General features: G+C 69.8%; 26 protein-coding genes and 1 tRNA gene. 10 read left to right on the top strand and 17 right to left on the bottom strand.

Going from position 1 to position 26,084, the window contains the following annotated elements:
* Positions 1-14 precede the first annotated feature (14 nt).
* The 4 genes from astD to QLQ83_RS15610 are packed head-to-tail and all read right to left on the bottom strand — an operon-like array spanning position 15 to position 4,883.
* A complete protein-coding gene (gene astD, locus QLQ83_RS15625; protein WP_282736442.1) occupies positions 15-1,484 on the bottom strand; it encodes a succinylglutamate-semialdehyde dehydrogenase in 1,470 nt (489 codons plus the stop codon).
* Positions 1,484-2,530 carry an arginine N-succinyltransferase gene (gene astA, locus QLQ83_RS15620; protein ID WP_282736441.1) on the bottom strand — a complete coding sequence of 349 codons (1,047 nt, stop codon included), beginning with the start codon at positions 2,528-2,530 and terminating at the stop codon, positions 1,484-1,486. The genes astD and astA overlap by 1 nt, the downstream gene beginning before the upstream one ends.
* Positions 2,530-3,618 carry an arginine N-succinyltransferase gene (locus QLQ83_RS15615; protein ID WP_282736440.1) on the bottom strand — a complete coding sequence of 363 codons (1,089 nt, stop codon included), beginning with the start codon at positions 3,616-3,618 and terminating at the stop codon, positions 2,530-2,532. Before QLQ83_RS15615 ends, astA begins: the two co-directional genes overlap by 1 nt.
* A gap of 50 nt (positions 3,619-3,668) precedes the next feature.
* A complete protein-coding gene (locus tag QLQ83_RS15610) occupies positions 3,669-4,883 on the bottom strand; it encodes an aspartate aminotransferase family protein (RefSeq protein ID WP_282736439.1) in 1,215 nt (404 codons plus the stop codon).
* Between the two features lie 172 nt (positions 4,884-5,055).
* Here QLQ83_RS15610 and QLQ83_RS15605 point away from each other — a divergent pair, with 172 nt between their 5' ends.
* Positions 5,056-5,673, top strand: coding sequence for a class I SAM-dependent methyltransferase (locus tag QLQ83_RS15605; RefSeq protein WP_282736438.1), 618 nt, complete (start codon positions 5,056-5,058; stop codon positions 5,671-5,673).
* Here QLQ83_RS15605 and QLQ83_RS15600 read toward each other — a convergent pair whose 3' ends face one another.
* From QLQ83_RS15600 to fabV, 4 genes are all read right to left on the bottom strand, one after another.
* The gene (locus QLQ83_RS15600; protein WP_282736437.1) at positions 5,674-6,585 is read right to left on the bottom strand and encodes a DMT family transporter; all 912 of its coding nucleotides are present in this window, start codon (positions 6,583-6,585) and stop codon (positions 5,674-5,676) included.
* Between the two features lie 22 nt (positions 6,586-6,607).
* Positions 6,608-7,585, bottom strand: a complete 978-nt coding sequence (locus QLQ83_RS15595; RefSeq protein WP_282736436.1) for a GlxA family transcriptional regulator — start codon at positions 7,583-7,585, stop codon at positions 6,608-6,610.
* A 110-nt stretch (positions 7,586-7,695) separates the two neighbouring features.
* On the bottom strand, positions 7,696-7,908 hold the full coding sequence (locus QLQ83_RS15590) for a hypothetical protein (protein WP_282736435.1): 213 nt from the start codon (positions 7,906-7,908) through the stop codon (positions 7,696-7,698).
* A 66-nt stretch (positions 7,909-7,974) separates the two neighbouring features.
* Complete coding sequence (gene fabV / locus QLQ83_RS15585; protein ID WP_282736434.1) at positions 7,975-9,186, bottom strand: enoyl-ACP reductase FabV; 1,212 nt, start codon at positions 9,184-9,186, stop codon at positions 7,975-7,977.
* A 197-nt stretch (positions 9,187-9,383) separates the two neighbouring features.
* Between fabV and QLQ83_RS15580 the strand changes: the two genes are divergently transcribed.
* On the top strand, positions 9,384-9,770 hold the full coding sequence (locus tag QLQ83_RS15580; protein ID WP_133637441.1) for a DUF7079 family protein: 387 nt from the start codon (positions 9,384-9,386) through the stop codon (positions 9,768-9,770).
* Between the two features lie 131 nt (positions 9,771-9,901).
* Here QLQ83_RS15580 and QLQ83_RS15575 read toward each other — a convergent pair whose 3' ends face one another.
* Genes QLQ83_RS15575 through QLQ83_RS15555 form a run of 5 tightly spaced genes read right to left on the bottom strand, consistent with a single transcriptional unit; the run spans position 9,902 to position 14,974 of the window.
* Positions 9,902-10,387 (bottom strand): glutathione peroxidase, encoded by a 486-nt coding sequence (locus tag QLQ83_RS15575; RefSeq protein WP_282736433.1) that lies wholly within the window; start codon positions 10,385-10,387, stop codon positions 9,902-9,904.
* A gap of 45 nt (positions 10,388-10,432) precedes the next feature.
* The gene (locus tag QLQ83_RS15570; RefSeq protein WP_282736432.1) at positions 10,433-12,565 is read right to left on the bottom strand and encodes a transglutaminase family protein; all 2,133 of its coding nucleotides are present in this window, start codon (positions 12,563-12,565) and stop codon (positions 10,433-10,435) included.
* On the bottom strand, positions 12,562-13,518 hold the full coding sequence (locus QLQ83_RS15565; RefSeq protein WP_282736431.1) for a DUF58 domain-containing protein: 957 nt from the start codon (positions 13,516-13,518) through the stop codon (positions 12,562-12,564). The genes QLQ83_RS15570 and QLQ83_RS15565 overlap by 4 nt, the downstream gene beginning before the upstream one ends.
* Positions 13,515-14,441: an AAA family ATPase gene (locus tag QLQ83_RS15560; protein ID WP_282736430.1), complete on the bottom strand. Its 927-nt coding sequence runs from the start codon at positions 14,439-14,441 to the stop codon at positions 13,515-13,517. Before QLQ83_RS15560 ends, QLQ83_RS15565 begins: the two co-directional genes overlap by 4 nt.
* The gene (locus QLQ83_RS15555) at positions 14,438-14,974 is read right to left on the bottom strand and encodes an NUDIX hydrolase (protein WP_282736429.1); all 537 of its coding nucleotides are present in this window, start codon (positions 14,972-14,974) and stop codon (positions 14,438-14,440) included. The genes QLQ83_RS15560 and QLQ83_RS15555 overlap by 4 nt, the downstream gene beginning before the upstream one ends.
* Positions 14,975-15,095: 121 nt before the next feature.
* Between QLQ83_RS15555 and QLQ83_RS15550 the strand changes: the two genes are divergently transcribed.
* A complete protein-coding gene (locus QLQ83_RS15550; protein WP_282736428.1) occupies positions 15,096-16,748 on the top strand; it encodes an acyl-CoA dehydrogenase family protein in 1,653 nt (550 codons plus the stop codon).
* Here QLQ83_RS15550 and QLQ83_RS15545 read toward each other — a convergent pair.
* From QLQ83_RS15545 to rnk, 3 genes are all read right to left on the bottom strand, one after another.
* A complete protein-coding gene (locus QLQ83_RS15545; protein WP_282736427.1) occupies positions 16,688-17,920 on the bottom strand; it encodes an EAL domain-containing response regulator in 1,233 nt (410 codons plus the stop codon). The two genes, QLQ83_RS15550 and QLQ83_RS15545, sit on opposite strands and share 61 nt — an antisense overlap.
* A gap of 93 nt (positions 17,921-18,013) precedes the next feature.
* Complete coding sequence (locus QLQ83_RS15540; RefSeq protein ID WP_282736426.1) at positions 18,014-18,631, bottom strand: LysE family translocator; 618 nt, start codon at positions 18,629-18,631, stop codon at positions 18,014-18,016.
* 33 nt (positions 18,632-18,664) lie between these two features.
* A complete protein-coding gene (gene rnk / locus QLQ83_RS15535; protein ID WP_282736425.1) occupies positions 18,665-19,078 on the bottom strand; it encodes a nucleoside diphosphate kinase regulator in 414 nt (137 codons plus the stop codon).
* A 199-nt stretch (positions 19,079-19,277) separates the two neighbouring features.
* On the opposite strand from rnk, the gene QLQ83_RS15530 reads away from it, so the two are divergent.
* From QLQ83_RS15530 to QLQ83_RS15515, 4 genes are all read left to right on the top strand, one after another.
* Entirely contained in the window at positions 19,278-19,436 is a 159-nt protein-coding gene (locus QLQ83_RS15530; RefSeq protein ID WP_166644645.1) for a hypothetical protein, read from the top strand.
* On the top strand, positions 19,426-20,040 hold the full coding sequence (locus QLQ83_RS15525; RefSeq protein ID WP_282736424.1) for an exopolysaccharide biosynthesis protein: 615 nt from the start codon (positions 19,426-19,428) through the stop codon (positions 20,038-20,040). The genes QLQ83_RS15530 and QLQ83_RS15525 overlap by 11 nt, the downstream gene beginning before the upstream one ends.
* 33 nt (positions 20,041-20,073) lie before the next feature.
* Positions 20,074-20,886 carry a DUF1206 domain-containing protein gene (locus tag QLQ83_RS15520; RefSeq protein ID WP_282736423.1) on the top strand — a complete coding sequence of 271 codons (813 nt, stop codon included), beginning with the start codon at positions 20,074-20,076 and terminating at the stop codon, positions 20,884-20,886.
* 1,295 nt (positions 20,887-22,181) lie between these two features.
* Positions 22,182-22,886: a Crp/Fnr family transcriptional regulator gene (locus tag QLQ83_RS15515; protein WP_282736422.1), complete on the top strand. Its 705-nt coding sequence runs from the start codon at positions 22,182-22,184 to the stop codon at positions 22,884-22,886.
* 277 nt (positions 22,887-23,163) lie between these two features.
* Here QLQ83_RS15515 and QLQ83_RS15510 read toward each other — a convergent pair.
* Positions 23,164-23,250, bottom strand: a tRNA-Leu gene (locus tag QLQ83_RS15510).
* 140 nt (positions 23,251-23,390) lie between these two features.
* Here QLQ83_RS15510 and queA point away from each other — a divergent pair.
* The 3 genes from queA (at position 23,391) to yajC (ending at position 26,011) form a co-directional block, all read left to right on the top strand.
* Entirely contained in the window at positions 23,391-24,428 is a 1,038-nt protein-coding gene (queA, locus tag QLQ83_RS15505) for a tRNA preQ1(34) S-adenosylmethionine ribosyltransferase-isomerase QueA (RefSeq protein ID WP_282736421.1), read from the top strand.
* A 62-nt stretch (positions 24,429-24,490) separates the two neighbouring features.
* Positions 24,491-25,609, top strand: a complete 1,119-nt coding sequence (gene tgt / locus QLQ83_RS15500; RefSeq protein WP_282736485.1) for a tRNA guanosine(34) transglycosylase Tgt — start codon at positions 24,491-24,493, stop codon at positions 25,607-25,609.
* A 66-nt stretch (positions 25,610-25,675) separates the two neighbouring features.
* Positions 25,676-26,011 carry a preprotein translocase subunit YajC gene (gene yajC / locus QLQ83_RS15495; RefSeq protein ID WP_282736420.1) on the top strand — a complete coding sequence of 112 codons (336 nt, stop codon included), beginning with the start codon at positions 25,676-25,678 and terminating at the stop codon, positions 26,009-26,011.
* Positions 26,012-26,084: the final 73 nt, after the last annotated feature.

Below are 26,084 nucleotides of genomic sequence, written 5' to 3'. Positions count from 1 at the left end.
GATGACTTGCAGAATCATAGGATTACCCCCGGCGGCAGCTGGTCCGGCAGGTGGAGGTCATCGCTCTCCATGGAGGCAACCGGGTAGGCGCAGTAGTCGGCGGCGTAGTAGGCACTTGGGCGATGGTTACCGCTCTCGCCCACGCCACCGAAGGGCGCGTCGCCGGAGGCGCCGGTGGTCTGACGATTCCAGTTGACGATGCCGGCGCGGATGCGCAGCAGGAAGTCGTCCCAGTCGCCCCGCTCGCCGCCGATCAACCCGGCGGAGAGGCCGTAGCGGGTGTCGTTGGCCAGGCGCAGCGCCTCGTCCCAGTCACGATAGCGATGCACCTTGAGCAGCGGGCCGAAGTGCTCCTCGTCGGGCACCGGCAGGCCGGAGACGTCGATCAGCGCCGGGCTGAGCAGGCTGGTACCGGGCTCGACGCGCACCATGCGCGCCAGCACCGTGCCCCCCAGCGCCTCCAGGTCGTCCTGGGCCTTGAGCAGGCCATCGGCGGCCGCCACGCTGACCAGGCCGGCGTAGAAGGGCGCGGGGTCGCTGAACTGGCCGGCCACCCGCAGCCGTGAGATGGCGTCACTGAGGGCATCCAGCAGGTGGTCCCCCACCTGGCCCTCGGGCACGATCAGCCGCCGGGCGCAGGTGCAGCGCTGGCCGCCGGAGAGGAAGGCCGACTGCAGGATGGTCAGCACGGCCGCCTCCTGGTCGGGAACGTCCTTCACCACCAGCGGGTTGTTGCCGCCGAGCTCCAGGGCCAGGATCTTGTCCAGCTGGTCGGCGAACTGGCGATGCAGGAGGCCCCCCACACGGGCGCTACCGGTGAAGAGCAGGCCATCGATGCCGGGGTTTGCCGAGAGCGCCTGGCCGGTCCCGGCCGCGCCCTGCACCAGGTTGATCACCCCCTCCGGCAGCCCCGCCTCCTGCCAGCACTGCAGGGTGAGGTCGGCGGTCAGCGGGGTCTGCTCACTGGGCTTGAAGACCACGGTGTTGCCGGCCAGCAGGGCGGGCACCATGTGGCCGTTGGGCAGGTGGCCGGGGAAGTTGTAGGGGCCGTAGACCGCCATCACCCCGTGCGGGCGATGGCGCAGCACGGCGGTGGCGTCCCCCAGGTCGCGGCTGCGCTCGCCGGTGCGCTCCTGGTAGGCACGGATCGAGATCGCCACCTTGCCGATCATCGCGCCGACCTCGGTGCGGGCCTCCCAGAGCGGCTTGCCGGTCTCCTGGGCGATGGCCGTGGCCAGGTCCTCGCGGTGACGCTCCAGCACTCCGCGGAAACGCTCCACCAGCGCCTGTCGCTCGTCGAAGGCAGTGCGCGCCCAGGCCGGGAAGGCGTCCCGGGCGGCCGCCACCGCGGCGTCCACCTGGGCCTCGGTGGCGGCGGCGCCCTCCCAGAGGCGCTCGTCGGACACCGGGTCGTGCTTGGTGAAGGCCTCCCCTTCACCCGCCTGCCAGGTGCTGCCGATCAACAGCTGTCGTGTTGCCTTCATCACGCCTCCTCCTCGGTATCCAGTATGCGCAGGGTGTCGCCGGAGGCGACCTCCAGCCCACGCGCCTCGGCCTCGTCGAGCGTCACCACGCCCTCGGCGTCGGGCCCTCGTCCCAGCCAGGCGGCACGGAAGCCGGCCATCCCGGTGGTGGCCGCCAGCCAGCGCGGCCGTGGCGACCGCTCGAGCGTTCCGGCCTTGACCTCCACCCGGCAGCGCCGAGACAGCCGCACGCCGCGCACGTCGTCGATGTAGGCCTCCACGGTGGGGCCGCCGTCGAAGATGTCGATGTAGCCCTCCCAGCGCAGCCCCTCCTTCTTGAGCATGGCCAGCGCCGGCCGGGTATGGACATGGACCTGGCCGATGCAGGCCCGCGCCGCCTCGCTGAGGAAGGGGGTGTAGATCGGGAACTTGGGCATCAGCTCGCCGATGAAGCTCTTCTGGCCGAGCCCCGTGAGCTTGTCCGCCTCGTCGAAGTCGAGCGGGAAGAAGTGGCTGCCCAGGCACTCCCAGAAGGGGCTGCGCCCCTGGTCGTCGAAGACGCCGCGCATCTCGGCGAGCACCTTGTCGGGGAAGCGGTCGCGGAACTCGGCCATGAACAGCCAGCGCATCATCGACAGCAGCGCGCCGTTACGCTCGTGGCGCCGGTCGGGGCCGCGGTACTCGGGGCGCAGGAACAGCGAGGCCACCTCGGCGTCGCCGGTATGGTCGGAGCTCAGGAAGAGGGTGTCGATGGTGCGATGCAGGTCGAGCTGCACCGAGGAGTGGGCCAGGGTCCCCAGCCGGTAGTGGTAGAAGGGGATCTCGCGCCCCACCTGGCCCTCGATGGCACAGCAGCCGGCCAGCCGACCGCTCGCCTCGTCCTCCAGCACGAAGAAGTAGAGCCGCTGGTCCTGCGGCGTGCGCTCCTCGAAGGCGGCCACCGTCGAGGCGATCTTGGCTGCCAGGAAGTCGCGGTTGTCGGGCAGCGAGGTGAAGCCCACCCCGGTTTCCCGGGCCAGGGCCTGCAGCTCGTCCAGGTCGCCCTCGGCGATCGGTCGAATACGCATCACAGCTCTCCCTCGTCATAACCCGGATCGTGCGCGTCGAGACTCCCGTCGCCCGCCCCGGGCAGCGCCAGGGGGGCAGCCAGCACGGCACGCCCCTCCTCCACGCCCAGTCGCTCGGCATGCTCCGGGGAGAGCATGAGCTGGCCCGTGGGCGACAAGGCATAGCGCGCCACCACGCAGCGGAAGTCGCCGAGGCGCTGGTTGGCGACCATGGCCGGCTCGGCATCGGGCAGCGCGTGGGCGGGACGGATGCGCACCGGGTGCCAGGCGGCCCGGCGGAAACTGGCCAGGCGCTCCCGCTCGCCCTTGATCACCGGGCCGGCATCGAAGATGTCCACGTGGCGGGAGCGCAGGAAGCCCTCGGCCAGCATCTCGGTCAGGGCCGGCTCGTGGTCGGGGTGCTCGCGGCCGATGGCGGCCCGGGCCTGGGGCGTGAGCAATGCCAGGTAGAGCGGGAACTGCGGCATGACCTCGGCGATGAAGCTCTTAGAGCGCACGCCGGCCAGGTAGTTGATCTCCTGGTAGTCGCGCACGAAGAAGTGACGCCCCACGCTGTTCCAGAACGGCGACTCGCCCTGTTCATCCAGGTAGCCGGGAAAGGCCATCGCCAGGATCCCGGCGAAGCGCTCCGGGTACTGGGCGATGAACATCAGCCGCGCCCGGCGCAGCAGGCTCTCGGCGCTGGTGCCCTTGTAGCGGGCATCCAGCGACAGGGCGCAGAGCAGGGTCGCCTCGGAGACCTCGTGGGAGAGCGCCAGGGTCGGCACCTCGCGACGCACGTCGAGCTGCTGGGAGGCGTGGATCAGCGTCTCCTGGCGATAGGTGTAGTAGGCCTCGCGGGCGCCGGCCTGGGCCCGGATGGTGGCGGTCCCCGCCACCTCGCCGCGCTCCAGGTCCTCGAGCACGAAGGTGTAGTGCTCGTCGCCGGGGGCCTCGACCTCGGCGGCGAAGGCCCGCTGGGAGCGGGCGATGCGCTCCTCCAGGCGGTCGCGGTGGGCCGGCAGGTTGGTCAGCCTCGGCGTCGCGCTGCCGGCCAGCCGCTCCAGGGCCGGCAGGTCCGCCGGGCGGACGGGGCGTATGACCAGCATGGCAGGGTCTCCGGAAGGGGATGAGTCGTCACGCATCGCGGACCCGGGGCTCACTGCCCCGCCACCAGCCGCGCCACCGCCCGCTCCAGCCACGCCATGCCTTCGGCGATATCGGCCTCGGGGATCACCAGCGAGGGCGCCATGCGCAGCACGTTGGGACCGGCGATCAGCGCCATCAGCCCCTCCTCGAGGGCCAGCGGCAGGATGTCCTTGGCCCGTCCCTCGTATTCCGGCGCCATCTCGGCCCCGATCAGCAGGCCCATGCCGCGGATCTCCCGGAACACGCCATGCTGGCGGTTGATCGCCTCGAGGTGCTCGCGAAAGAGGTCATGGCGCCGCTTGACGCCCTCGAGCACCTCCGGGGTATCGATGAACTCCACGGCGGCCAGGGCCACGGCCGAGGCCAGCGGGTTGCCGCCGTAGGTGGAACCGTGAGTGCCGATGGCCATGGCCGGGGCCACCCGGTCGGTGGTCAGCATGGCGCCCACCGGGAAGCCACCGCCCAGCGACTTGGCGCTGGTCAGGATGTCCGGGGTCACGCCGTACTGCTGGTAGGCATAGAGCGAGCCGGTACGCCCCGCCCCGGTCTGCACCTCGTCGAAGATCAGCAGCGCATCGAAGGCGTCGCACAGGTCGCGCAGCCCCTGCAGGAACTCCGGCGCGGCGGGGATGATGCCGCCCTCCCCCTGCATCGGCTCGACCATCACCGCGCAGGTGTCGTCGTCGATCAGGTTGCGCACGCTGTCGAGGTCGTTGTAGTGGCCATGGACGATGCCCCCCGGGACCGGACCGAAGCCCTGGGAGTACTTGGGCTGCCCGCCGACGCTGACGGTGAAGAAGGTCCGGCCATGGAAGGACTGCGAGAAGGAGACGATGCGATGCTTGTGCTCGCCATGGTGGTCATGGGCCCAACGCCGCGCCAGCTTGAGGGCCGCCTCGTTGGCCTCGCCCCCGGAGGAGCAGAGATAGACCTTGTCGGCGAAGGTGCGCTCGACCAGGCTGCGCGCCAGGGCCAGGGCCGGCTCGTTGGTGTAGACATTGGAGAGGTGCCAGAGCCTGTTCGCCTGGGCCGTGAGCGCCTCGACCAGCACCGGATGGCAGTGCCCCAGGCCGTTGACGGCGATGCCGCCGGCGAAGTCGATGTACTCGCGCCCCTCCTGGTCCCACAGGCGACTCCCCTCGCCGCGCACCGGGACCGCCTTCTGGGGGGCGTAGTTGGGCACCATGTAGTGGTCGAAGTCGGCGCGGGTCGGGGTCTGGCTCATGTCGCTCTCCATTCCTGGCATGACGGATCAACTATCATTCGGGTCAACTAACACTCGAGTATAGGGAGCGCCGCCACGGGAAGCTTTCAGCAATGGGACGGCGAGTTGTGTAAAAGGCAGCCGTCGTGCCGCCCCATGCGCGCCGCGCCCCCCCGCCGACGAGGAGTCCGACATGTTCAACACCACGGCCTGGAACCGGATCCGCTACGGGCTCTACGCCCCGGTCTACGACCTGGTGGCCGAGCGCGCCTTCCGCGGGGCCCGCCGCATGGCACTGGGCCAGGTCACCTGGCAGCCCGGCATGCGGGTGCTGCTGGTCGGCGCCGGCACCGGGCTCGACCTGCCCTGGCTGCCGCGGGACGTCGAGTTGCACGCCACCGACCTCTCCCCGGCCATGGTCAGGCGCCTCGGGCAGCGCGCCGAGGCGCTGGGCCGGGACGTACAGGCCGAGATCATGGACGCCGAACGCCTCGACTACCCCGACGACCACTTCGACGTGGTGGTGATGCACCTGATCCTCGCGGTGATGCCCGACCCCGCGCGGGGGCTCGCCGAGGCCCGCCGGGTGCTGAAGCCGGACGGCCAGCTCTGCGTGATGGACAAGTTCCAGGCCGACGACCGTCCGGCCGGCCTGGCCAGACGCGGGCTGAACGCCCTCACCTCGGCCATCGCCACCGACATCACCCGCCAGGCCCGGCCGCTGCTGGAGGCGGCCGACTTCGTCATCGAGCAGGACACACCGGTGATGATGGGCTCGCTGTTCCGTGCCCTCCTGGCGCGCCCCGCCTGATCAGTCGGGGCGGCCGGGACGGGGCACCCGCTGACGGGGTGGCGAGATGGTGCACCAGACGCCGGCGATCACCACCAGGCTGCCGACCACCTGCACCGGCAGGATGTGGTCTCCCAGCCACCACCAGGCACCCAGCATGGTGAAGACCGGCAGCAGGTTGAGATAGACCGCGGCCCGCGTCGGGCCGATGTCGGCCAGGGCACTGTTGTAGAGCAGCAGCGCCACCACCGAGGGGAAGATGCCGAGATAGCCAAGCCCGGCCAGCTCGGCGGTGGAGAGCCGCGGCACCACCTGCCAGGCCCCCTCCAGCAGGGCGATGGGCGCCAGCGCCAGGTTGGCGATGACCAGCATGACCAGCAGCCCGCCATAGCGCGGAAAGCGGGCCATGTGCTCCTTGACCAGCAGCGAGTAGCCCACCCAGACCAGCACCGCCAGCAGCATGATCAGGTCGCCCGGGTTGACCCCGCCGGGCACGAGCTCGGCGCCCTCGCCGGCGGTGATGACCACCACCGCCCCGCCCAGCGAGACCACCACGCCGACCCACTGCAGGGGCCGGAAGCGCTCGCCGAGCAGCAGCACGCTGAGCAGCAGGGTCGCGACCGGGATCAGGCTCTCGAGGATGGCGACGTTGGTCGCCGAGGTGAACTTCAGCGCCGCATAGATCAGCGCATTGAAGAAGGCCACCCCGGAGAGCGCCAACCCCAGCAGCGGTCGCCAGTGGCGCCGGAAGACCGGCCAGCCGTGCCGGGCCTGGTGCCAGCCGAGCGGCAGCATGACCACCAGGGCGATGGCCACCCGGCCCAGCGAGATAGTGAAGGGCGGGAGGTCCGCCAGGGCCTTGCCGACCAGGATGTTGCCGGAAAAGATCGTCACCACCAGCAGCAGGAAGAGGTGGGGCCTCAGCGCGCTCATCGAGCCTCCAGGGCGTGAGAGGTCAGGCCAGCCGCTCCTCGCGGGGCGTGATGCCGAAGTGGTTGCGGTAGGCGGTGGAGAAGTGTGCCGCCGAGGAGAAGCCGGTCTGCAGGGCGATCTCGCCGGCGGGGCGGTCGCTCTCGCGCAGCAGGCGACGCGCCTGCTGAAGGCGCAGGTCCAGGTAGTAGCGGCTGGGCACCGCCTGCAGGTACTTCTTGAACAGTCGCTCGAGCTGGCGACGGGAGATGCCCAGGTGCTCGGCCAGCTCGTGGGTGGTCAGGGGCTCCTCGATGTTGGCCTCCATCAGCGCCACCGCCTCGGCCAGGCTATCCGGGGCATGGCCGAGCCGTGAGCGCAGCGGGACCTGCTGGGGCTCGTCGCCCATGCGGATGCGTTCCAGCACGAAGTGCTCGGAGATGCGCTCGGCCAGCCGGGGGCCATGCTGGCTGCCCACCAGGGTCATCATCATGTCCATGGCGGCGGTGCCGCCGCCGCAGGTCAGGCGGTCGCGGTCGATCTCGAAGAGCTGGCGGGAGAGGCGCACGCGCGGGAAGGCCTCGGAGAAGGCATCGAAGCGCTGCCAGGGCAGCGTCGCCCGGTAGCCGTCCAGCACTCCGGCGCGGGCCAGCACCTCGGTGCCACCGCCGATACCGCCCAGCAGCACGCCCGCCCCGGCCAGCCGTCGCAGCCACTCGATCAGGGCCCCCGGAACGCTCCCGGAGAGCGGGCCCGGCGCGCACACCAGCAGCAGGTCCAGAGGATCGTCCACCTCGCCAAGGCCGGCCTGGGGCATCAGCGACTGCTGGGAGGCGCTGGCCACCGGGCCGGCGACGCAGGCGAAGGTGGTGAGCCGATAGAGGGTACGCCCCTCGAGGCGGTTGGCCACCGCCAGGGGCTCGGTGGCACAGGCCTGGGCCAGCAGGGAGAAACCGGGCAGCACCACGACACCGACATGCCGCGTCAGCGACGCCGGACGAAGGGACAGGAGGGGCTCGGGCATGCGGATCGGGCCTTGGGTGGGTGCCGGGCGCTGGGCAAAGCCCCTATCTTACCCAAGGCCGGGACGATCCACAGCCCCGCCACGTGGACAGGGCAGTAGCGACGCGCGGCCTATTGGGCATTGCCGCTCAGCAGCAGCATGGCCGCCGCCAGGATCCCGAGCACGACGATGACGATGGGCAGCACCCGATGCAGCCCGTGGGAAGATTGCTTCGCCTCGGGTTGCTCTTCATCCGGCTCGGGATGCTCGAAGTCCTCGGGCTGGCTGACTTCCTTGAGATGCTGCAGCTCTTCTTCCGGTGTCTTGCTCTCTCGGGTATCCATGGCACACCTCCACTGGCTGGGATCTGCATCCTGCACCCCCTGGGTCGTTGCCGGAAACGCGGGGGCCTACAAGTTCACGACATCGAAGTCCGCCACCGGGTTCACATCGGCGTCGTAGTCCACGTCGTCGCGCTCGAAGCCGAACAGCTTCAGGAACTCGTGCTTGTACCCAGCGTAGTCGGTGATCTCGAAGAGGTTCTCGGTGGTCACCTTTGGCCACAGCGCCTTGCAGGCCTGCTGGACGTCATCGCGCAGTTCCCAGTCGTCCAGGCGCAGACGACCGGCCTCGTCGGTCTCGGCGCTGCCACCGTAGAGGCGCTCGCCGAACAGGCGGTTGAGCTGGTCGATGGTGCCTTCGTGCAGGCCCTTCTCCTTCATCACCTGGTAGACCATGGCGATATAGAGCGGCATCACGGGGATGGCCGCGCTGGCCTGGGTCACCACCGACTTGAGCACCGCCACGTTGGCGCCGCCGCCGGTGGCCGAGAGGCGCTTGTCGATCTCGCCGGCGGCGCGGTCCAGATCCTCCTTGGCCTTGCCCAGGGCGCCGTGCCAGTAGATCGGCCAGGTGATCTCGGTGCCGATGTAACTGAACGCCACGCTGCGCGCCCCCGGGGCCAGCACGCCGGCACGATCGAGGGCATCGATCCACAGCTCCCAGTCCTCGCCGCCCATCACCGCCCTGGTGTCCTCGATCTCCTGCTCGGTGGCGGGCTCCACCTCGGCCTCGATGATGGCATCCTTGTTGGTGTCGATGGCGGTGGCGCGGTAGGTCTCGCCGATCGGCTTGAGGCTGGAGCGCTTGAGCTCGCCGGAGTCCGGCAGCTTGCGCACCGGCGAGGCCAGCGAGTAGACCACCAGGTCGACCTGGCCCAGGTCCTGCTGGATCAGCTCGATGGCCTTCTCGCGAGCCTCGTGGGAGAAGGCATCGCCGTTGATCGACTTGCTGTAGAGCCCCTCGGCCTTGGCGAAGCGATCGAAGGCGGCGCTGTTGTACCAGCCGGCGGTACCGGGCTTCTTCTCGGTGCCGGGCTTCTCGAAGAACACGCCCAGGGTGTCGGCGCCATAGCCGAAGGCGGCGGTGATGCGCGCCGCCAGGCCATAGCCGCTGGAGGCACCGATCACCAGCACCTTCTTCGGCCGCTGCCCCTCGTCACCCAGGGCCTTGTCGAGGCCGCGGGCACGGGTCGCCTCGATCTGCTCGAGCACGTTCTTCTCGCAGCCGACGGGGTGGGTGGTGGTGCAGATGAAACCGCGTACCTTGGGCTTGATGATCACGTCAGACCTCGTTGTTGTCCGGCGGACGGGTCAACCGCTCCCGTCCGCATGGGGGAATGAATGTGCCGGATGGCTGGATCGAAGGGGCAATGGGCGACATTCTAGCGGCCCCGACGGCGGCTGTCCGCCCTTGAGGCCATCGCATGGCTGGTGCAGGATGCTCGTCCCGGGGCAACGCGTGTGACAGGAGGGTAGCGATGGATGCACAGACGCTGGTCGACGAGCGCGGCGAGCTGTGGCTGGCACTGGCGCCGCTCTGGCTGGAGCGCGAACCCCGCGAGACCGACTACGCGCGCATGGTCGCGGTCATCCAGCGCCACGACCTGACCGTGCGCGAGCTGGAGTGGGTCTTCCGCCTGGAGCTTGCCCCGGTGCTCGCGCGCCACCAGATGTCGGTGGCCGGCGAGTGGCGCTCGTTCGACGACTACAAGCTGATGAAGCAGCTGGTGGCCCACAACCTGAGGCTCAACGGCTGGCGGCGCAAGAGCTGGGCGCTGTTCTCGGGGCTGACCACCATGATGACCCGGCATCGCTGGAACGAGCTGATGGGGCGGGTGCTGGTCGAGCGCGGCGAGATGCCCTGACCAAGACCCGGGATGACCCGACTCGACCATAGGGCTGGAACGAGCTGATGGGACGGGTGCTGGTCGAACGCGGCGAGATGCCCTGACCACGCCCCATAAGGATCCGGCTCGGCCACAGGCCTGGAGGTCCCTCAGGGCTCGTCCAGGGCCTTCTCCAGCGCCTCGCGCAGCTCCACCTCGCCATCGCGGGGAGAGAACCGACGAATGACCCGACCATCCCGGCCGACCAGGAACTTGGTGAAGTTCCACTTGATCATGCCGGTCCCCAGCACCCCCGGCGCCTGGCGCTTGAGCTCGACGAACAGCGGGTGGGCGCCGCTGCCGTTGACCCTGACCTTCTCCAGCAGCGGGAAGGAGACCCCGTACTCGTGCTCGGCGAAACGACAGAAGTCCAGCGCCGATTCCGGCGACTGACGGGCGAACTGGTTGCAGGGAAAGCCCAGTACGGTGAAGCCCCGGTCGCGATAGCGGCAGTAGAGGTGCTCGAGGTCACGCAGCTGGGAGGTGAAGCCGCACTGGCTGGCGACATTGACGATCAGCAGCACCTGGCCACGCAGGGCGCGGAGGTTGAAGGGCTCGCCGCTCTGGGTGCGGCATTCGTGGTCATGGATGGACATGGATCGGGCTCGCTCTCTGACCCTCTACGATGACATGCCGGCCCCTCACGCGCCAGCCCCGCTCGGGCCACGCCGCTGCCTCGGCAGGCGGCGGCGCACCTCGGCTACCCGGTGCGACAGCCGCCGCCGACGCTGGCGACGCTCGGCCTCCTCGAGGGGCGCATAGGCCAGCCGCTCGAGGTCCCGGGCACACTCCTCGAGCGCCCGCCCCGCCGGCCCGGCCTGGGGCGCGATGCGCCGCAGGTGGGCGGCGGGAGATTCACCGGCGTGGGCCGCCAGGCCGTGCCGGGCCAGCCAGGCCTGCAGGCTGCCCACCAGCCATCGCTCGTCACGCTGGCGCCGGTGATGCTGCCAGCCCCGACGCGCCAGCAGGACAAGGCCCGCCGCAACGACCAGCATTGCCATCAGGCCCAGCGCGGTGGTCATGGCTCCCCGGCCGGGCAGCAATGCATCGAGCCGGGCCCAGACCTCGCGCCACCAGCCGACCAGCTGCGCCATCAGGGAGCGGCGCGACTCGCGCTGATAGCCGATCACGCCGCGCTGCCAGCGGTACTCGAGACGTTCCCACTCCAGGCGCAGGTGATTCACCCAGCCCACCTCGCGCATGCGCAGGGGGGAGAAGCGGGCATCCGCCAGGAAGGTCTCGGCGCCGCCATCGACCGCCTGGGGGCCCTGCTCGATGCGCTCCGGGGCGATGACCGCGGTGGGATCCAGGCGCCGCCAGGCACCCTCGCGCCACACCTCCACCCAGGCGTGGGCATCGTAGTCACGGATCGTGAAGTGGCCATCCGGATGCCGCTCGCCGCCCAGGAACCCCGCCACCACCCGCGCCGGGATGCCGGCCATGCGCGCCATCACGGCGGCCGCCGAGGCGTAGTAGGTACAGTAGCCGGCCTGGCTGTCGAACAGGAAGTCATCGACGCGGTGCTCACCGACCAGCCGGGGCGGCGAGAGCGTATAGCGATAGGGGGCCTCGCCGAAGCGCGCCATCATCGCCTCGAGATAGGCGTCCGGGTCGCCGCCGCTCTCCCGCCACAAGCGCTCCGCCAGGGTACGGGTACGGGGGTTGGTGTCGTCGGGCAGCAGGCGGTGCCACCGCTCCCCGGCGGGGTCCGGATTGACGGGCGGCGCCCCGCTGCTGGACAGCCTCAGCAGGCTGCGCGAGCTCAGCGGTGTCAGTCCCTCCAGGGTACCGTCGGCCAGGTAGCGCTGGCGGCTGTCGCTTTCCAGCGGCGTGCCCAGCGAGGGCCGCCAGGGTCGGCTGTCGGGCTCCAGCAGCAGCTCGGCACTGAAGCGCGCGCCATCCTGGGCCTGCCAGGGGGAGCGGGAGCCCTCACGAACGAAGGCATCGCCCGGGCGCTCCAGGGCGACGGCCAGCTGGTCGGGCGTGGCCCGCGACCAGCGGATGCCATCGAAGTGCGACAGGGTGTAGACCCGCCAGTAGCGCTCGTCGGGGGCCGGTTCGCGCCCTTCGAAGCGGGCCCGGAAGGCCCGCGCATCGCTGCGCGACAGCTCGGCGATGTCGCCCGGGGAGATCTCGTCGGTCAGGCCGGTGGAGGCCCGATCCATCTGGGGCATGCTCCACAGCGGCCCCAGGCGCGGGAAGGCGACGAACAGCACCGCCATCAGCGGCGCCGAGAGCGCCAGCAGCCAGGCCGTCTCCCGCCAGGCCTGGCGAAGGCCGGTGGCACCGGAGAGCCAGACCAGCGACTGCAGCAGCCAGGCCACTGCCAGCAGGGCCCCCGCGGCCATGGGAATCCCCTGGTCATGCAGGAAGGCCACGGCCGTGGTCACCAGGCCGATCACCACCACCACCCGGGCATCGCGCCGGTCATGGGTCTCGAGCAGCTTGAGCAGGTAGACGCCGAGCAGCAGGCCGACCAGCCCGTCCATGGTGCCCAGGGTGCCGAACTGCAGCCACAGCGCCAGTACCAGCCCGCCCACGGCGGCCAGCCGCAGCAGGATGCCGGCACGAGGCAGGCGGCGGCGCAGCTGCACGAGCCGATAGCCGGCCACCGCCAGGGCCAGTGCCACCAGCCAGGCCGGCATCCAGGCCAGGTGCAGGGCCAGCACCATGCACTGGCCGATGAACAGCTGGCGCAGCATGCCCCCGCTCAGCCCCCGGCCATCCGCCAGCACGGCCGGCGCCGCCAGCCTGGCGGGGCGCGGGGCGCTCACGCCATCCCTCCGGAGCGGGGGGCCGGGAAGCGCGCCAGGGCATCCAGCGCCCGACGCCGCTGGGCCTCCCCCTCGCCCTGGGCCAGGGTGAGGCCCAGCAGCCTGAGGCCATAGCGGTCGCCGGCACGGTGGTGGGCCAGCACCCTGGCGCAGAGCACCGAGAGCCGCCGCTCCGGGTCGCCGCGACAGGTGGCGTAGTCCAGCCACAGCTGCTGGCGCGGTGGCACACTGAACGCCTTGGTGGCGAGCACGCCGGTGCGGCTCCACTGCTTCCAGGCCACCCGCCCGGGGCTGTCGCCGGGCTGGAAGCGGCGCAGCCCCGCGAAGTCGCTGGCCTCCAGGCCCGCCCCGCCATGGCGCACGACCGGCTCGTCCTCTTCCACCGGTCGCGGCCAGACCAGCAGCTCGGCATCGTGGCGGACCCAGGCCACCACCCGGACCAGCCCCAGCGGCCAGCGGGTCTCGATCCGCAGCCAGGGCAGCGCCTGGGCACCCCGCCGGAGCGTCGGCAGGGCCAGCTCGGCCTCGCCGAGGCCATCGACGATGTCCACCCGCCCCCGGGCACCATCGCAGTAAAGCTCGAGGGCCGTGCGGTCGCGGCGCGCCCTCAGCACCACCCCCAGGCGCGCCTCGCCGCCGGCGAAGGCCTCACGGGGCAGGCGCAGCCCCGGGATGACGCCGAGCAGGTTGAGCCAGCCACGCAGCAGCACCACCACGCCGACGCTGAACAGCCAGAAGGCCAGCCCGTAGGCCAGGCTGTTCTGGTAGTTGATGCCAAAAAGCAGCAGCACCACCACCAGCACCGCCCAGCCCAGGCCGAAGCGGGTGGGAATCAGGAACAGCCGGCGTTGGGGCAGAGGGTGTTCCAGCGACGCGGCCAGGCGACGCAGCCACCAGTGGCGCAACCGCCCGGGAAGGCGGGGGCGAGTCGCCGCCGCGGTGGCCACGCTCACCCCATCACCGCCACGCGAGTCAGCAGGTGGCGGGCCAGCGCCTCGCCCTCCTCCCGGGACCCGCTGCTCAGCCGATGGCCCGTCACCGGGACCCAGACCGCCTGGACGTCCTCCGGCAGCACATGGTCACGGCCCTCGAGCAGTGCCCAGCCCCGGGCCGCCTGCAGCAGGGCCAGCACGCCCCGGGTGGAGAGCCCCCAGGCCAGCTCCGGATGCTCGCGACTGGCCGCGGCCAGGGCCTGGACGTAGTCGAGGAGAGCGTCGGCCACATGGACCTCGTCCAGCCGCGCCTGCCAGCCGCGCAGGCGCTCGGCGTCGAGCAGCGGCATCAGCGCCTCTAGCTTCACTCGCCCGGCCCGGCCACGCAGGATCTCGCGCTCGGCCCGGGGGTCCGGGTAGCCCAGCGAGAGGCGCATCAGGAAGCGGTCGAGCTGCGACTCCGGCAAGGGGAAGGTCCCCGCCTGCTCCTGGGGGTTCTGGGTGGCAATCACGAAGAAGGGCTCGGGCAGCGCCCGGGTCTCGCCCTCCACGGTGACCCGCCCTTCCTCCATCGCCTCGAGCAGCGCGCTCTGGGTCTTGGGGGTGGCCCGGTTGATCTCGTCGGCCAGCACCAGGCCATGGAAGACCGGCCCGGGATGGAAGCGGAAGCGCGCCTCCCGCGGGTCGAAAACCGAGACCCCCAGCACGTCGGCGGGCAGCAGGTCGCTGGTGAACTGCAGGCGCTGCATGTCCAGGCCGGCGACCCGCGCCAGCGCCTGGGCCAGGGTGGTCTTGCCGAGTCCCGGCAGGTCCTCGATCAGCAGGTGGCCGCGGGCCAGCAGGCAGCAGAGCGCCAGGCGCACCTCCCGCGACTTGCCGAGCACCACCCCCTCCAGGGCGGCAAGCACCGCCTCCAGGTCGAAGAGTCGCTCCGGTCGGTTCATCGCCCCCCCTCCAGCTCGCCGCAGGCCAGCAGGGCCTCCACCGCCTGGCGGGTATCCGGGGTGACCTCCTCCAGGGCCAGGGCCTCGCCAGGCGGCAGCCAGAAGGCCTCGGCCACTTCCTCGGCCTGCAGCGTCAGCGGGCCGTCGTGGTCGACCAGGAAGAGGCTGCCGAAGATGTGATTGCCGCCCGCATCATGGACGAACTCGCCCAGGTGGCGCAGCGGCGAGCGCTGGATGCCGAGCTCCTCGGCGAGCTCGCGACGGGCTGCCACGTGGACCGCCTCGCCTGCCCCCACCACGCCCCCGGCGGCGAGGTCCAGACCGCCCGGGAAGACCTCCTTGGTCAGGGTACGACGCTGCACGCAGAGCTCGCCGCGGCGGTTGCGCACCACCACATAGGTGGCCCGGTGCCAGAACCGAAAGCGGCGCATGGCGGCCCGGGGGGCGCTGCCGCAGGGGCGATTGCGCGCATCCACCAGCTGGATCTGCTCGTCGGCGATATGCGGTTCGGGCAGGGAAGCATCGACGGTCATGGGGGACTCCCGGGGAAATGCCTTCAGCCTACCCAGTCACGGCAGCAGCGTCACGCCGCGCGTTGACCGCTTCCGAGGCGACGGCCATGCTCATGACAGGCCTCTACCGCGGAGCCCGACCATGCCCGACCCCGCTCCCCGCACCCGGCTGGCCACCCACGAGGTGACCAACCAGCCCTCGCCACCCACCGACCGCGACCTGCTCGCCGGGGATGTCCCGCTGCAGGAGGCCCTGGCCCGGGAGGCACCGGAGTGGGTCACCAGGCGCCTCGCCCCCCTGGGGCGCGAGGCCGGCAGCGCCCGGGTCCAGGCCCTCGGGGAGGCGGCCAACCGCCACCCGCCCGAACTGCGCCTCTTCGACCGCCACGGCCGGCGCCTGGACGAGGTGGCCTACCACCCCGCCTACCACGAGCTGATGCAGCTGGCCATCGACCATGGCTGGCACGCGGTGGCCTGGCAGGAGGAGGGAGGCGGGGGCCACCAGGCCCATGTCGCCGCCCTCTACCTGCTGACCCAGGCGGAGCCCGGCTTCTGCTGCCCCGTCACCATGACCCATGCCGCGCTGCCAGTGCTGCGCCACACACCCGCCGTCGAGGCGCACTGGGCCCCGGGGCTGCTGGCCTGGGACTACGATCCGCGCGTGCTGCCCGCGGTCGAGAAGACCGGGTTGACCTTCGGCATGGCGATGACCGAGAAACAGGGCGGCAGCGACGTGCGCGCCAATACCACCCGTGCCGAATGCTCGGCGGATGGCTGGCGGCTGACCGGCCACAAGTGGTTCTGCAGCGCCCCCATGTCCGATGCCTTCCTGACCCTGGCCCGCAGCGACGAGGGCCTCTCCTGCTTCCTGGTGCCGCGCGTCACCGCGGAGGGCGAGCGCAATGCCATCGAATTGCAGCGACTCAAGGAGAAGTGCGGCAACCGCGCCAATGCCTCGGCGGAGATCGAGTATCGCGGCGCCCGGGCCGAGCCGGTGGGCGAGCCCGGCCGCGGTATCGCCACCATCCTCGAGATGGTCCAGCAGACCCGGCTCGATGCCGCCACCGCCCCGGTGGGCATGATGCGCCAGGCCCTGGTGGAGGCCTGGCAGCATGTCCGTGAGCGCCACGCCTTCGGCCGGGCACTGGCCGAGCAGCCGCTGATGCGGGTGCTGCTGGCCGACATGGCCCTGGAGGTGGAAGCCGGCCTGGCGCTGGTGATGCGGACCGCCCGGGCCTTCGATGGTGCCGCCCGTGGGGACGCCCGGGAGCAGGCCCTGTCACGGCTGCTGCCGACCCTGGCCAAGTACTGGCACAACAAGCGCACGCCGGCCTTCATGGCCGAGGCCATGGAGTGCCTGGGCGGGATCGGCTATGTGGAGGAGGCGCCGCTGGCCAGGCTATATCGCGAGGCGCCGGTCAACTCGATCTGGGAGGGGTCGGGCAACGTGATCTGCCTCGACCTGCTGCGCGTGCTGGGTCGCCACCCGGAGTCGCTGGCGGCGCTGCAGGCCGAATTCGCCGCGGTCCGCGGCCAGCAGGCCGAACTCGACCATGCCCTTGCCCGGCTGGATGCCGAGCTGGCCGCCCCGCCCGCCTCGCTGGAACCGCGTGCCCGCTGGCTCGCCCAGCGGCTTGCCCAGTGCCTGCAGGCCGCCCTGCTGCTGCGCCATGCCCCCTCGGAGGTGGCAGAGACCTTCTGCCGCTCGCGGCTGGGTGACGAGGCCGGACCGGCCTATGGGGTGCTGCCCGGCGATGCGCCGCTGGCCGCCCTGCTGGCGCGCATCGGCGACTGAGTGCCGGCCAGCGCCATGATGTCCGCGGCGGGCATGGGCCGGGCCAGGCCGAACCCCTGCACATGGGTACAGCCGTAGCGCTCCAGGCTGGCCAGGCAGGCGAGGTCCTCGACGCCCTCGGCCACCACCCGGATGCCCAGACGGCGCCCCAGCAGGGCCACCGCCTCGACGATGGCGGCATCCTGGGCATCCTCGAGCAGGCGGCTGACGAAGCTGCGATCGACCTTGAGCTCGCTGATCGGCAGCAGCTGCAGACGGGCCAGCGACGAGAAGCCCACCCCGAAGTCATCCACCGAGACCTCCAGGCCCCCCAGGTGCAGCCGTGCCGCCACCTCGCTGCCGAGCAGCTCGTCCTCCATGGCGGCGGTCTCGGTGATCTCCAGTACCACGGGGGCATCGCCCGCCGAACACCGCGCCTCGCTGACCAGGGAGAGCAGCTCCGGGCACATCAGGTCATCGGCGGTGACGTTGACCGACAGCGACAGGGAGAGGCCGGCCCGGCGCCAGCCGGCGGCATCCTCCAGCGCCAGCTGCAGCACGCGGCGGGTCAGGTGACGGTTCTGGTCGGGCGTCAGCAGCGGCAGGAAGCGACCGGGCACCAGCAGGCCCGCCTCGGGGTGGGCCCAGCGCACCAGCGCCTCGACGCCGCTGAGGCGACCGCTGGCGAGCTCGAACTGAGGCTGGTAGTGGAGAGTGATCTCCTGGCGAGCGAAGGCCCGGTCCAGCTCCTCGATACGACACGGGGGCATGGGGGCGGGAACGTCTCCCGGCGGAAGGACCGGCGCCAGGGCCTCGAGGCACTCGCGCAGCTCGATGAGCCGCATCGGCTTGTCGAGCGAGGCCAGCATCTGCAGTCCAAGGGCCTGACCGAGCCGCTCGGCGATGCGCACGATCTTGCGCTCGACCCCGCTGAGCAGCAGCACCCGGCCACGGTAGCCGCACTCGGCCAGCCGGCGCAGCATGGAGATGCCATCCTGCTGGCCGAATTCCAGGGCCATGATGACGAGCTGCGGGCGCCGCGCCATGACCTCGCCGATCAGGTGCTGCCCGTGCCGGCAGTAGCGGGACTCCATGCCCAGGGTGCGCAGCTGCAGCGACAGGGTGGCGGCGGCATCGGGATCCTCCTCGAGCACCACCGCCAGCCGCTGGGCCTGCATCGTCAGATCATTCATCCGGGGGATTCCCACCAGGGCACTAAGCTTCAGCGTATCAGCAAAACGCGTGGGTCACCGGGACAGGAGCATGACGCACATCAACGCAATGGCTCAGGCGATGGGCCCGACCACCACCCGCAGCGCCAGGGCCAGCAGCAGCACGCCGGTGATGCGGTTGAGCCAGTGGCCCCGGGCCTGCAGCCAGGGCAACACCCGCGAATGGGAGAGGCCCACCGCCACCAGCACGTACCAGCCACCATCGATGACCATCGCCGTGAGCACCACGATCGCCTTGGCCGCGAGGCTCATCTCGGGCGTCACGAACTGGCTGAGCAAGGCGATGAAGAAGAGGATCAGCTTGGGGTTGCCCAGCGCCACCAGCACGCCCTCACGCGCGGCCTGGCGACCGCTGGTAGCCATGGCTGCGGCATCCAGGGCGCCGGCCCGGCCGGCTCGCAGGGCCTTGATCCCCAGCCACGCCAGGTAGGCCGCCCCGCCCCAGGTGATCGCCTGGAACAGCAGCGGGAAGCGCACGATCAGCGCCCCCAGGCCCCACACCGTGAGCAGTGCATAGAAGCCCACGCCCAGGGCATGGGCGAGGGCCGCCGCGACCCCCGGCAGGCGCCCCCCACCGAGGGTATGGCGCAGCACCAGGGCCAGGCTGGGCCCGGGCGACATGGCGCCCATGGCGCAGACCGCGGCCAGCGAGAGCCAGAGCGAGAGGGGCATGCAGGGACCTCCAGTGTCGGGGGGGATCGGGGCTCAGCGGTGGAACTGGCCTTCCCGCTCGGGCTGCCAGAGGATGGCATCGATGCGCAGCCGTGCCTCGCGACCGCCCGGCAGGGGCCAGTCGATGGTATCGCCGATGCGCAGGCCGAGCAGGGCCGCGCCCACGGGCGCCATCACCGAGATGCCGTCCTCGGTGGTGGCCAGCGCATGGGGGTAGACCAGGGTGCGGATGATCTGCCGCTCGCGGGCCAGGTCGGTGAACTGCACCTGGCTGCACATGCTGACCACATCCTCGGGAATCTCCTCGGGGTCGACCACCTCGCCGCGCGCCAGCTCCTCTTCCAGGGAGCGGGCCACCGCCAGGTCCTTGTCGTCGGCCTCGTCGATGAGCCGCTGCAGCCGCTCGGCATCGAGCCGGTTGATGATGATGGGGGGACGCGTCGCCATGAGACCTCCTGGGCACCGTCAACGCTGATTGCACGTTTTCCGGGGTAACCAACGAAAACAGCCCTCCGCCCGAGGAGGGGCGAAGGACTGTGTTGCCACTACCTTACGCCATCCCGGGGCAAGGCGACAGTCCCGCGGGGCTGCAGAGCCTTCGCTCGCGACGCTACACTGTCGACACACCTCGACAGAGACGCTGCCCATGACGGTCCGGACCCTCGCCATCGCCCTGCTGATCCTCGGCGCCATCCTGCCCATCGTCGGCTGGTGGGCCTCCAGCCCCGTCGCCTTCGTGGGGCCGGCGCTGCTGCTGCTCGGCGTCCTGCTGCTCTGGACCGGGAGGCGGCATCATGGCCGGTGACGCCAGCGACGCTCCCGAGCAGGTGCCCCCGGCCGACCTGGCCGGCGTGCTGGAGAGGGTCCAGCAGGCCGGCCGGCGCCAGGAGAGCGTCAGCCTCGGCGCCATCCTCGACAGCGTGGGCCGGCGCTCCTTCGCCCCCTTCCTGCTGGTCGCCGGACTGGTCACCCTGGCGCCGCTGGTCGGCGACATTCCCGGAGTGCCGACCCTGATGGCCATCCTGGTGGTGATCTCCTCCGTCCAGCTGCTGGTCGGCCGGGACTACATCTGGCTGCCGGCCTGGCTGCTGGAACGCCGGGTCTCGCGGGCGCGCTTCGCGAAGGCCACCCGCTGGATGGAGCGCCCGGCCCGCTGGGTTGACCGATTGCTCAAGCAGCGGCTCGTGCGGCTCACGCGACCCCCGGCCCACCTCGCCGTGGCGCTGACCTGCCTGCTGATCGCCCTGGCCATGCCCCCCATGGAGGTGGTGCCCTTCACCGCCAACGGCGCCGGCCTGGCGCTGACGCTCTTCGCCCTGGCACTGCTGGCCAACGACGGCCTGATGGCTCTGCTGGGCTACGCCCTGACCGGCGGCACCCTGACGCTGGTGATCCTCAACCTGGCCTGAACGGCGACAGGTCCACCTACCCCAGGAGCCGCCATGACAAGCCCCGAGACACGCCTCAAGCACGGCCTCGCCCTGGCGGCACGCGCCGGCTATGTCGCCAAGGGCATCGTCTACCTGCTGATCGGCGGCCTCGCCTCCCTGGCGGCGACCGGGCTGGGCGGGGAGAATGTCGGCTCCAAGGAGGCGATCAACCAACTGGTCGCCCGCCCCTTCGGCGACGTCATGCTGGGCCTGCTCGGGGCCGGGCTGTTCGCCTACGCCCTGTGGCGCCTGCTGCAGGCCCTGCTGGATACCGAGGAGGTGGGGCTTGGCCTCAAGGGGATCGGGACCCGGCTGGGCTTTCTCGTCAGCAGCCTCACCCACGGCAGCCTGGGGGTCTACTGCTTCGACGTGCTGCGCAACGTGGCGATGTCGTCGGGGGAGGCCGCCGCCCAGGATCGTACTGCCCTGCTGATGAGCCACCGGGGCGGCGTGATCCTGGTCTTCGCGGTCGGCCTGGTGTTCCTGGGCGTCGGCCTGCGCCAGCTGTGGCGGGCCATCACCCGCTCCTACCTCAAGAACTGGCATCGCCAGGAGATGACCACGGCCCAGCGTCGCTTCTTCGAGGGCATCACCCGCTGGGGCCTCTCGGCCCGCGGGTTGGTCTTCGTGATCATCGGGCTGTTCCTGTGCCTGGCGGCGTGGCGGACCGACCCCAGCCAGGCCCAGGGACTCGGCGGCGCACTGAACGTGCTGGCCGGACAGCCCTTCGGCCCCTGGCTGCTGGGCGTAGTGGCCCTCGGCCTGTTCGGCTACGGCCTCTACTGCTTGATCAATGCCGGCTTCCGCGACACCAGCGTCGACTGAGCAGGCGAGATCTCGTGGCCATCGCGAAAAGGATGGCCAGGGGGACGAGACGACCGGTGCGGCATGATGGAAGGGGCCGGAACGCGAACAGCCCGGCCCCGAGCAGCCCCCGGGCTCAGCGCCACCGCGAATAACGCCAGGCCCACGGAAGCAAGGAGGATTTGCGCGCTAGGCGAATCCTGAGCGGTAACAGCCAAGAGCCAGGCTATCGTTCCAAGCGCTAGGGAAAAGATGGATTTCATGACACTTCCTGATTACGTATATGGGCTGGCTATCACGTCGGCCCGGGGGACATACTGGCATCACAAGAGCGGTCACGGGTTTAGTCCATGGTTCGCAATCCCATCCCGTTACAGCCCGGGCTTTCGTTGCCGGCGTTTCTCGAGCGGTATGGCACGGATGCGCAGTGCCGGCGGCCCTCCTAGGCTTTGTCTGAAAAGTCGGCGAGCGAAGGTCAGACAGGGAAAAAATCGGCGAAAAGACGGAGTTTACGGGGTGTAAATGAGTACTTTGAGTCGATTTTTAACGCCGTATGGCCGAGCGCAGCCAGTTTTCAGACAGAGCCTAAAGCAGCGCTGGCAGAGGGGATCGTGTGCCTCGACGGCGACAACCCTTTGCCAGAGACTATCTTTCCCGGCGCATCAGAAGTGGCGTGCATCAATAGATTAATGACTCTGTCATGCAGCCGAGAGACTCAGTCAAGATAGGCAGCAATTTCGTTCATGCAAGACAGTTGAATCCGCGCCCTATCGCCCCAGAATTCCAGGACCTTGCCATCAAATGAAGTTGAATTAAATTTGTCGAATGATATGGATTTATGCTTCGTAGTTTTCATGAGCATCACTCTTTATGGGGTTGCATTATAACGCCTGTAGCGTAGAGCAAGGCATCCTGTTCAGGCATTTCCTTTGCATCGCTCGCCCTGAGGATGAACCTTACGGCACGCACTCACTGTGCGCTGGCGAACGCAGCGTCACTAAACCGGCAGAAGGTCAGGCTGCGGCCGGGATCTCTCAGCCTGGGGCCGGGCAAAGCGTCGTGGATTCTTGCTCATGCCTTGGGCTCCTCTGCGGTGTCGTGGGGCAAGTCCACCGCCAGCGGCTTCCGGTCAAGGGGCGGGGATTGATGCAGCGTTTTCCAAACGCGTATAGACATTGCGTGTTCCCACGCTAGAGTGAATAACGTGCTTCGTTTCTTGCGGGGGGTTGGACGCTGATGCCCCGCCCGAGGAGCTTGCACGCTACAGAGGAGTATTGTCAGTCATGGTCCCACAACCAGATCCTCATCAGAATCACATGCTGGCGGCCCTGCCATTGGATGAATACCAGCGCCTGGAGCCTCTCCTCCAACCGGTCGAGTTGAAGCTAGGGGAGTCGCTGGCCGAGTCGGGAGAGAAGATGCGCCATGTCTATTTCCCGACGGATGCCATCGTATCGCTACTCTGCGTCATGGATGATGGAGACTCGACAGAAATCGCCGTCGTCGGTGCCGAAGGTGTCGTCGGCATCTCGCTGTTCATGGGCGGCGAAACCACACCGAGCCGAGCCATCGTGCAGAGTGCCGGCCACGCCTATCGCCTCAAGGGGCCGGAGCTGAAGACCGAGTTCTATCGTGCAGGCCCCCTGCAGGACCTGCTGCTGCGTTACACCCAGGCACTGATCACCCAGATGGCACAGACCGCGGTATGCAACCGGCATCACAGCCTGGATCAGCAGCTCTGTCGCTGGCTGTTGCTGAGCCTGGATCGCTTGCCGACCAACGTGCTGCTCATGACCCAGGAGCTGATCGCCAACATGCTTGGCGTCCGGCGAGAGGGGGTCACCGAGTCGGCCGGCAAGCTGCAGAAGGCCGGCCTGATCTCCTACCATCGCGGACGCATCACTATTCTTGACAGGCCCGGTCTGGAAGAGCGCGTCTGTGAGTGTTACGAGGTCGTCAAGAGGGAATACGACCGTCTGCTGAGCTACCGTCGCCCCCCACGGGATAGGGGGATCGGATAGCCCTGCCCTCAGGCCATCATCGAAGTGGACGCACGCGAGCGGCGGTGGTGTAACGACCGGGCGACGCTCGTATCGTCGCGCAGCAGGAAGCCGGCAACGTCGCCAACGGCATGCAGGCCGGGGTGTACTGAGGCGCTTCACCTCAAGGGCAGATAGGGGACGGGCTTACTTGGGCATGGCCGCTTACCAGCATCCTCACCAGCATTGGACATGTTATTGGGTGCTGGTTCATGCCATGCAAAGCGACGAGGAAGGGAAGGTAACTGACTGTCCTGATTGGTACCGGCGGTCGGACTCGAACCGACAAGGGCTTGCACCCGGCGGATTTTGAATCCGCTGCGTCTACCAATTCCGCCACGCCGGCAACGCCGCAGGCATTATACGTGGGCACCGGGGCAGGTCAATCGGCCGGCTGACTTCCCTGCCGCGAGGCGGTATCCTGTCGGGCTTTGCGCGGCTCGTGAAGCCGCCCGACACGCCCCCTGAGCCGGATCAGAACGCCCCATGCAGCGCGCCGACTTTCACTACGAGCTCCCCGAGGAGCTGATTGCCCGCTACCCCTCCGAGCAGCGCAGCGACTGCCGCCTGCTGTGCGTCGATGGCACCACCGGCGCGCTCGCCCACCGCCGCTTCCCCGACCTGGTCGAACTGCTCGCCCCCGGCGACCTGCTGGTGTTCAACGACACCCGGGTAATTCCCGCCCGCTTGCACGGCCACAAGGCCAGCGGCGGCAAGGTCGAGATGCTGCTCGAGCGCCCCCTGGACGCCCATCGCGGCCTCGCCCACCTGCGCTCGAGCAAGTCGCCGAAGCCCGGCACCGAGCTGGTCTTCGAGGGGGGCATCCGCGCCCTGGTGGAGGGGCGCCGCGAGGCGCTGTTCGAGCTGCGCTTCCTGGGCGAGACGCCCCTGATCACGCTGCTGGAGCAACACGGGCACATGCCGCTGCCCCCCTACATCACCCGCGAGGACGAGCTGGCCGACCGCGAGCGCTACCAGACCATCTACGCGCGCCGCGACGGGGCGGTGGCCGCCCCCACCGCCGGGCTGCACTTCGACGAGCCGCTGCTCGAGGCGCTGGCCGCCAGGGGCGTCGAGAGCGCCTACGTCACCCTGCATGTGGGCGCCGGCACCTTCCAGCCGGTGCGCGCCGACGACATTCGCGAGCACCAGATGCACAGCGAATGGATCGAGGTCACCACGGCCGCCTGCGAGCAGGTGCGCGCCGCCCGCGCCCGGGGCAACCGGGTGGTGGCGGTGGGCACCACCAGCGTGCGCTGCCTGGAGTCGGCCTGCCTGAAGAGTGCGGATGGCGAGATCGCCCCCTTCAGCGGCGAGACGGACATCTTCATCTACCCGGGCTACGCGTGGCGCTGCGTCGATGCGCTGGTGACCAACTTCCACCTGCCGGAGTCGACCCTGCTGATGCTGGTGTCCTCCTTTGCCGGGTTCGACACGACCCTGGCGGCCTACCGGGCGGCGGTGGCCGAGCGCTACGCCTTCTTCAGCTATGGCGATGCCATGTTCCTGACGCGCAAGCCCTGACACGCCGACGCCCGGCCCAGCCCCGATGCGCCACGAGAGTCCCCATGCATAAAGACAGCTTCATGACATTCGAGCGCCTGGCCAGCGATGGCCGGGCGCGCCGCGGCCGCCTCACCTTCCCCCGGGGAACGGTGGAGACCCCCGCCTTCATGCCGGTGGGCACCTACGGCACCGTCAAGGGCATGACCCCGGTGTCCGTGGAGGAGATCGGCGCCGAGATCATCCTCGGCAACACCTTCCACCTCTGGCTGCGCCCCGGCACCGAGGTGATCGAGACCCACGGCGACCTGCACGACTTCGCCCAGTGGGAGAGGCCGATCCTCACCGACTCCGGCGGCTTCCAGGTCTTCTCGTTGGGCGCCATGCGCAAGATCACCGAGCAGGGCGTGCACTTCCGCTCGCCGGTGGATGGCGCCAAGGTGTTCATGGGTCCCGAGGAGTCCATGGCGGTGCAACGCTCGCTGGGCTCCGACGTGGTGATGATCTTCGACGAGTGCACCCCCTACCCCGCCACCGAGGCGGAGGCCGCCTTCTCCATGGAGCGCTCGCTGCGCTGGGCGCAGCGCTCCCGGGACGCCCACGGCGACTCCCCCTCGGCGCTGTTCGGCATCATCCAGGGCGGCATGTACCCCGGGCTGCGCGAGCGCTCGCTCGAGGGCCTGCTCGAGATCGGTTTCGACGGCCTGGCCATCGGCGGCCTCTCGGTGGGCGAGCCCAAGGAGGAGATGATCCGCGTGCTCGACTACCTGCCGACCTGGATGCCCGACGACACCCCGCGCTACCTGATGGGCGTGGGCAAGCCCGAGGATCTGGTGGAGGGCGTGCGCCGCGGGGTCGACATGTTCGACTGCGTGATGCCCACCCGCAACGGGCGCAACGGCCACCTCTTCACCGCCGAGGGAACGGTCAAGATCCGCAACGCCAAGCACCGCTTCGACACCCGACCGCTCGAGGAGAGCTGCGACTGCTATACCTGCCGGCACTTCTCCCGCGCCTACCTGCACCACCTCGATCGCTGCGGAGAGATGCTCGGCTCGATGCTCAATACCATCCACAACCTGCGCCACTATCAGCGCCTGATGGCCGGTTTGCGCGGTGCCATCGAAGCGGGTACATTGGCGAACTTCGTGGAAGGCTTCTATGCGCAGCGCGGCCTGCCGGTTCCTCCCGCACCGAATTGACCCACGGCCGGCCCCCAGGGCCGGCCGTAGAATATCCCGCTTTCATCACCCAGGAGATCGTCATACATGCTGGACTTCTTCATTTCCCCGGCCATGGCTCAGGACGCCGGCGCCGCCGGTGGCGGCATCGCCCAGATCGTCATGCTGGTCGGCTTCGTGGCCATCTTCTACTTCCTGCTGTGGCGCCCCCAGGCCAAGCGTGCCAAGCAGCACAAGCAGCTGATCGGCAATCTCGCCAAGGGTGACGAGATCGTCATCGGCGGCGGCATGCTGGGGCGTATCACCAAGGTGAGCGACGACAGCGAGTTCCTGAGCATGGAGATCGCCGAAGGCACCGAGGTCAGCGTGCAGAAGAACGCCGTGGCCGCCGTCCTGCCGAAGGGCACGCTCAAGTCCATCTGACCCGGGCGCCGTCCCGCCCCCGTCGCCTCCCTCCCGGGAGCGCCGCGGGGGCCGCCCTGCGGCCGGTGGGGCA

It is taken from the genome of Halomonas rhizosphaerae (assembly GCF_030010555.1).
Taxonomy (GTDB): Bacteria; Pseudomonadota; Gammaproteobacteria; order Pseudomonadales; family Halomonadaceae; genus Halomonas; species Halomonas rhizosphaerae.
Note: the sequence above shows the minus strand (reverse complement) of the source record. Positions and strands in the feature narration are given on the sequence as shown.

What these genes read in the sequence shown, in the direction of transcription:
- astD (WP_282736442.1), bottom strand. Translation starts at nt 1,484, where the DNA reads ATGAAGGCAACACGACAGCTGTTGATCGGCAGCACCTGGCAGGCGGGT.
- astA (WP_282736441.1), bottom strand. Translation starts at nt 2,530, where the DNA reads ATGCGTATTCGACCGATCGCCGAGGGCGACCTGGACGAGCTGCAGGCC.
- QLQ83_RS15615 (WP_282736440.1), bottom strand. Translation starts at nt 3,618, where the DNA reads ATGCTGGTCATACGCCCCGTCCGCCCGGCGGACCTGCCGGCCCTGGAG.
- QLQ83_RS15610 (WP_282736439.1), bottom strand. Translation starts at nt 4,883, where the DNA reads ATGAGCCAGACCCCGACCCGCGCCGACTTCGACCACTACATGGTGCCC.
- QLQ83_RS15605 (WP_282736438.1), top strand. Translation starts at nt 5,056, where the DNA reads ATGTTCAACACCACGGCCTGGAACCGGATCCGCTACGGGCTCTACGCC.
- QLQ83_RS15600 (WP_282736437.1), bottom strand. Translation starts at nt 6,585, where the DNA reads ATGAGCGCGCTGAGGCCCCACCTCTTCCTGCTGCTGGTGGTGACGATC.
- QLQ83_RS15595 (WP_282736436.1), bottom strand. Translation starts at nt 7,585, where the DNA reads ATGCCCGAGCCCCTCCTGTCCCTTCGTCCGGCGTCGCTGACGCGGCAT.
- QLQ83_RS15590 (WP_282736435.1), bottom strand. Translation starts at nt 7,908, where the DNA reads ATGGATACCCGAGAGAGCAAGACACCGGAAGAAGAGCTGCAGCATCTC.
- QLQ83_RS15580 (WP_133637441.1), top strand. Translation starts at nt 9,384, where the DNA reads ATGGATGCACAGACGCTGGTCGACGAGCGCGGCGAGCTGTGGCTGGCA.
- QLQ83_RS15575 (WP_282736433.1), bottom strand. Translation starts at nt 10,387, where the DNA reads ATGTCCATCCATGACCACGAATGCCGCACCCAGAGCGGCGAGCCCTTC.
- QLQ83_RS15560 (WP_282736430.1), bottom strand. Translation starts at nt 14,441, where the DNA reads ATGAACCGACCGGAGCGACTCTTCGACCTGGAGGCGGTGCTTGCCGCC.
- QLQ83_RS15555 (WP_282736429.1), bottom strand. Translation starts at nt 14,974, where the DNA reads ATGACCGTCGATGCTTCCCTGCCCGAACCGCATATCGCCGACGAGCAG.
- QLQ83_RS15550 (WP_282736428.1), top strand. Translation starts at nt 15,096, where the DNA reads ATGCCCGACCCCGCTCCCCGCACCCGGCTGGCCACCCACGAGGTGACC.
- QLQ83_RS15545 (WP_282736427.1), bottom strand. Translation starts at nt 17,920, where the DNA reads ATGAATGATCTGACGATGCAGGCCCAGCGGCTGGCGGTGGTGCTCGAG.
- QLQ83_RS15540 (WP_282736426.1), bottom strand. Translation starts at nt 18,631, where the DNA reads ATGCCCCTCTCGCTCTGGCTCTCGCTGGCCGCGGTCTGCGCCATGGGC.
- rnk (WP_282736425.1), bottom strand. Translation starts at nt 19,078, where the DNA reads ATGGCGACGCGTCCCCCCATCATCATCAACCGGCTCGATGCCGAGCGG.
- QLQ83_RS15530 (WP_166644645.1), top strand. Translation starts at nt 19,278, where the DNA reads ATGACGGTCCGGACCCTCGCCATCGCCCTGCTGATCCTCGGCGCCATC.
- QLQ83_RS15525 (WP_282736424.1), top strand. Translation starts at nt 19,426, where the DNA reads ATGGCCGGTGACGCCAGCGACGCTCCCGAGCAGGTGCCCCCGGCCGAC.
- QLQ83_RS15520 (WP_282736423.1), top strand. Translation starts at nt 20,074, where the DNA reads ATGACAAGCCCCGAGACACGCCTCAAGCACGGCCTCGCCCTGGCGGCA.
- QLQ83_RS15515 (WP_282736422.1), top strand. Translation starts at nt 22,182, where the DNA reads ATGCTGGCGGCCCTGCCATTGGATGAATACCAGCGCCTGGAGCCTCTC.
- queA (WP_282736421.1), top strand. Translation starts at nt 23,391, where the DNA reads ATGCAGCGCGCCGACTTTCACTACGAGCTCCCCGAGGAGCTGATTGCC.
- tgt (WP_282736485.1), top strand. Translation starts at nt 24,491, where the DNA reads ATGACATTCGAGCGCCTGGCCAGCGATGGCCGGGCGCGCCGCGGCCGC.
- yajC (WP_282736420.1), top strand. Translation starts at nt 25,676, where the DNA reads ATGCTGGACTTCTTCATTTCCCCGGCCATGGCTCAGGACGCCGGCGCC.